This window comes from Bradyrhizobium sp., from assembly GCF_030646015.1.
GTDB lineage: Bacteria > Pseudomonadota > Alphaproteobacteria > Rhizobiales > Xanthobacteraceae > Bradyrhizobium.
The window spans coordinates 1-5,280 of record NZ_JAUSLT010000183.1 but is presented as its reverse complement, the minus strand read 5'-3'; the positions used below and the strand labels follow the sequence as shown (position 1 = coordinate 5,280).

Annotated in this window: 4 protein-coding genes; all 4 read right to left on the bottom strand. The window is 64.1% G+C overall.

Annotation, left to right across the window (positions count from 1 at the left end; all coding sequences use genetic code 11):
• The coding region (gene pdxA, locus Q7T45_RS26660; RefSeq protein WP_304874964.1) for a 4-hydroxythreonine-4-phosphate dehydrogenase PdxA at positions 1 to 893 on the bottom strand (893 nt) is incomplete at its 3' end.
• A gap of 3 nt (positions 894 to 896) precedes the next feature.
• Entirely contained in the window at positions 897 to 1,835 is a 939-nt protein-coding gene (locus tag Q7T45_RS26655; protein WP_304874962.1) for a SurA N-terminal domain-containing protein, read from the bottom strand.
• A gap of 77 nt (positions 1,836 to 1,912) precedes the next feature.
• Positions 1,913 to 4,351 carry an LPS-assembly protein LptD gene (locus Q7T45_RS26650; RefSeq protein WP_370691372.1) on the bottom strand — a complete coding sequence of 813 codons (2,439 nt, stop codon included), beginning with the start codon at positions 4,349 to 4,351 and terminating at the stop codon, positions 1,913 to 1,915.
• 56 nt (positions 4,352 to 4,407) lie between these two features.
• A partial coding sequence (locus Q7T45_RS26645; protein WP_304874960.1) for an LptF/LptG family permease occupies positions 4,408 to 5,280 on the bottom strand: 873 nt, incomplete at its 5' end.

The window sequence follows — 5,280 nt, the reverse complement described above, 5'->3', positions numbered from 1 at the left end:
GACGTGCGGATGAACGGCAGCCCCAGCGTGACGTTGACCGCGTGCTCGAAGGCAATGGTCTTGATCGGGATCAGCGCCTGATCGTGATACATGCAGATCGCGCAATCATAGGTCTTGCGCGCGGCGGCGTGGAACATGGTGTCGGCCGGCAGCGGTCCCCGTGCGTCGATGCCTTCATTGCGCAGGATTTCGATCGCTGGCGCCACGATGGTCTGGTCCTCGAGGCCGAGCGAGCCGTCTTCGCCGGCGTGCGGATTGAGGCCGGACACCGCGAGGCGCGGATGGGCGAGGCCGAAGCGGGCTTTCAGATCCGCCACCGCGATGCGGGCCGTGCTGACGATCAAGTCGCTCGACAGTTGCGCGATCGCCTCGCGCAGCGAAAGATGGATGGTCACGGGCACGACGGCGAGGGTGGGCGACCACAGCATCATCACCGGCTGCGGCGTGCGACCGCCGCTTGCCGCGAGTTCGGCCAGAAATTCGGTATGGCCGGGATGCCGGAAGCCGGCGCGGTAGAGCACGCTCTTGGCGATCGGGTTGGTGACGACCGCGCTGGCCCGCCCGGAGGCGACGTCGGCAACCGCCTGGCGAATCGATGCCAGCGCCGCCTCCGCGCTAGATTCGTCGGGCTGGCCCGGCAGCGCCGTTGCGGCCTGGCCGGTGGCCACCACCGGCAATGCGTCGGCGAATGCCGCGACGGCATCTTCAGGCCTGATGTCGGCGATTTTTACCTTCAGTCCGAGGACTTCCGCGCGCTTGCCGAGGGAGTCCCGATCGCCAACCAGGTAGAATGCCGGCAGCTTCAGTTCATCGCGGCGCAGCCACGCCTTGATCGTGATGTCGGGCCCGATGCCCGCGGGTTCGCCTGAGGTCAGCGCGAGGGGCTTTGCCATGCATCAACGATATTCGATCATCGCGGCTTTGCGGACATCCTGCAGGTAGGCTTTCGACTTCGCCTCGTACTTCTCGACATACATCTTGTCGCGGATTTCCTTTTTCTTCGGCGTGTCGACCGTGGTCGGCTTGCGTCCGCACAGCGCCACCATCTCGACGCCCGCCTTGGTCTGCTCAGGCGCGGTCAAATGGCCGATCGGGGTCTTGTCGAGTACCTCGCGCAGCACCTGCGGGAGGTCGGCCGACGTCTTGGTCACGACGGCGCGTATCGTGGCGTTTTGCATCGACTTGAACAGCGCGTTGGCCTCCTCGCAGGTCTGCACCCGGCTACGCAATGCTTCGGCCTCCTTGCGCCGTGCCTCGAGGAGGGTGGGGGCTGATCCCTTCGGGACGATCAACACGACGGGCTGCAGCTGATATTCAAAGGCCTCGGCCTCGAGCTTCTCGTTGCCCGCGGCCTGGGCGGCGGCGGCAACGTCCTTTTCCCCGACCTGGAGGCTTCCCTTGAAGCGCCCGCGGACCAGGCTGGTCCAGACGATCTCGGCCTTTAGACGCGACTTCAGTGTGTCAGGGCGAATGCCCTGGGCCTCGAGCGTCTTGTTGAGCTGTTCGGCGGGCATGCGCATCCGCGAAGCCATCTGCGCATAGGACTGATCGACGTCGGACGACGTCGGCTCGACGCCGAATTTCTTGCCTTCCCTGATCTTGACCTTTTCATCGATCAGTTCGTTGATCACTTCCTGGCGGACCGGCGCCTTGCGCGTGGACAGGAAATTCAGTTTGCCGCGCTGTTCGATGTCGTAATTGGTGATGGGTTCGCCGTTGACCATGACGGCCACGCTCTGCGCCTGCAGCGGCGAGCCGCCGGCCATCAGGACCAGCGCCGCGGCGCAACCCAGCACGAGCGACAGAAGGCGATGGAAGGGCGTGGGGCTCGTCATGATCATCTTCGCTGTATCAACCCGGTTCGAACTGGATCCGCGACGGCAGCAATGGTCCGGCGGTATTCAAGCTGGCGCTATTGTATGCCGGCGCCACTGGCCGACGAGGACGTGGTGGCGAGCGTCCGCAGGCCGATCTGGAACATAAACGCGTGACTGAGTACCGGCGGCGTGGTGCCCGCCGAATAGCTGTAGGACGTCACGTAGTTGGCAGCCAGCACGAAGCAGTCGTCGACGTAGCCGGCGCCGACGACGTATTGATTGATCTTGTTGGCTTCAAGATCCCACCGGGCGGCTCCCGTCACAACCCAGTTCGCGGCGACCTTGATCGATCCGCTGCCGAGCAATCCCTCGCGACGCGTCAGGTAACCGAGTTGCGGTTGCGCCGCGTAATTGCCGTACGTCAGGCTGACCGACCAGCGGTCGAAGCTGGCGCGGCCTTCAGCCTCGAAACGGTTGACATCGAGCGTGGCTTCATCGACGCGCGCGCGCGCGCTGACCGTGTAGGTTCTGTTGGGCGAGTAATTGACGCGAGCGACATAGTCGGACCGCGTATTCTGCAGGCCGGAAGCGAGCCCGGTATTGGTCGCGTCAGCGACCGCGTACGAGTTCAGGCCGAACAGCTGGTAGGATTGCCCGAACAGAACATTGACCGAGCCGCCGCGGTCGAATTGCGTGGTCGCCTGCACGCCGACATTGGCGCGGCCGCCGCCCTCGACGCGGTCGTAGCCGGAGAACTTGTCGACCGAGAACAGGTTGCTGGCGTCGAACACCATGCTCTGGGCGTCTTCGTTGGGCAGCTTGCCGGCATAGGTCTCATTGGGTCGCAGGATGATCTGCGCGATCGGTTCGATCGTGGTGGAGCCCCAGGGCTGAACGTTGATGAAGGGATAGCGGTATTCGAGGCCGACGGTCGGCATCACCCGCAGTGCCTGGGTGTCGCCGACGGGCAGGAAATTCGAAACGCCCGGCTGGTTCGAAATCGAGGCGTCGATCGCATCGGCGCGGATGATGGCAAACGGCGTCCAGATCTGGCCGATCGGATCGGTGAACGACTTCCGCCATTGCGCCTCGACGGTCGCCCGCGTGTAGGTGCCGGGTACGCCGCGGAGCAGGCAGGCGTTGGGCATCCGGGCCAGCGGATCGGCCGACGTGTTCAGACACAGGCCCTGGGTGTTGGCCACCGTCGTGATCGGGTCGAACGCCGCGGTGCTCCGCGACAGGCTGGTCAGGTTCGTCTTGTAGCTGAACTCGCCGCCGAAGATCGGGCTGTTGATCACGTTCGAATAGTCGAGGACCGGGTGAATCACGGGAACCTTTTCCTGGTTACCCGAGAAGCTGAGGTAATAGATCGTGCGCAGGTCGAAGAAGCTGCGGTCGCCGACGCCGGTCAGGTAAAGCTGCGAAATGGCCTCGGTCGGCAGGCTCAGGAACGAGCCCAGGGGATCGCGGTACTGGGACAGGCGGTAGTCGGACATGAAGAAGTAGTCGGACAGCAGGACGCCGTCCCAGCCCCATACCCATTTATCGCTGATCGCGAACTGGCCCTTGGTCTCGACGCCGCCGCGGAGGTCACGGTCGCCGGGCTGGCCGGCGTAGACGCCGGGGTCGAGCTGGTTAATGCCGTAGCCGCGGATCTGATAGGATCCGTTCATCAGGCGCTGGCGGAATTCGCCCTGGAACAGTACGCCCTGCCGGGTGGTGAAACGCGGGTTGAAAGTCGCGTCATAGTCGGGAGCGATGGCCCAATAGAACGGCGTCTCGACGCCGTACCCATAGCCCGTCACCGAGCTGAAGCCCGGCATCAGGAAGCCGGTCTTGCGCTTCACGGTCGGATCGGGCGTCGAAAAGTACGGCAGATACGCCATCGGAACGCCGAAGAATTCCAGCTGCGCATTTTCGAAATACAGCATCTTCTCGGTCTGGTCGTGAATGATGCGCGCGCCCTTGACCTGCCATAGCGGCGGCTTCTTCGGATCGTCCTTGCACGGTGCGCAGGCGGTATAAACGCCGTTCTCGAAAACGGTGTAGTTGCCGCTGGAGCGGTCCATCCGGGTCGCCGCCATGCGGGTGGCGTCGGCGGTGTCGACGCGTAGCGAATCGACGAAACCATCGCGGTAGTCGTCGCTCAGATCCATGACGTTGGCGTAGGTGATCTTGCCTTCCGCATCGGTCATGCGGATGTTGCCCTCGGCGTGAAGCCGCTTGGTCTTCTGATCGTAGATGACCTTGTCGGCCTCGACACCGGTGCCGTTGAAGAACATCTGCACGTTGCCGACCGCCGACACCCGCTGATTGTTGTAGTCGTAATTGACCTCGACCGCCTGGACGAGCATCTGGCCGTCATTGGCGGGTTTGGGCGGCGCCGGCTTGGGCGGGCGCGGATTATAGGTGAAGCCCTGCGCGGACGCCGGCGCCGTGGTCGCGAGGTCGAGCGCGGTGGCCAGAATCAGCCCGGCCGCCAGCGCCAGAACCGGGGCGCCGGCTGCGGCCAAGCGACTCCAGTGGCGGCGCACGAGCGTGCGCCGCTGGAACGCGGACGACCTTCCCTGGCGGGCGGCGACAACGGCCACTACCCGTCCTCCTGGTACAGCAAGGCCAAAAAGCCGGTGAGGCCGCCCACAGACACAGGCAGCCACGCCGCAGCGATCGGATGCATCAACTCAGCCTTGCTCAAATCCTCAGTTACTTTCGACAGAACGTAGAGCAGAAAGCCTGCTCCCACGCCACTCAAAACCATCTTCTGCACGCCGCCCATCCGGAAGAAGCGCAGGCTTACGGAGGCCGCCAACATGACCATGGCAGCCAGCAAAAACGGCTGTGCAATGAGCTTGTGGTACTGCAGCCGGTACCCGGCGGTCGCGAATCCCGAGCTTTCCGAGGACCGGATATAGCCGGGTAGTTGCCAGAAAGACACAGTTTCGGGAGTGGAAAAACTGTTGCGGACCTGGGCGGGCGTCAGGATGGTCGGAATGAAGAAGCTGTCCTGATCAACAGGGGGGGAATTGAGGGAGAATCGGCGCGCCGATTTGAACGCCCAGCGGCCTTCCTCGAGTCGCGCCTCACGCGCCTCGATGCGTTCCTTGAACTGGAAGTCGTTGTCGAACTTGAACACCGTGAGCCCGGTGAGCAGGACGCCCTGCTGCTCGCTGCGGGCGGCGTTGATGATCCACTGGCCGTCGCTGGCGACCTGATTGAGCCAGAAGCCGGATGCGTCCTGAATTCCGCCGCCGGGCGCCGAGCCGAACAGTTCCGCCTCCATCCGCTTGGAGAGTTCGCGCAAATTGGCGGACATCGGGTTGTAGGCGACGGTCGCCAGCAACCCGAGCGCGATGGAGCTTGCCAGCGCCGGCGCGATGAACTGCCAGGCGGATACGCCGGCGGCGCGCGCCACCACCAGTTCCAGCCGCCGCGACAGCGCGAGATAGCAGGTCATCGCTCCGAT

What these genes read in the sequence shown, in the direction of transcription:
- Q7T45_RS26655 (WP_304874962.1), bottom strand. Translation starts at nt 1,835, where the DNA reads ATGACGAGCCCCACGCCCTTCCATCGCCTTCTGTCGCTCGTGCTGGGT.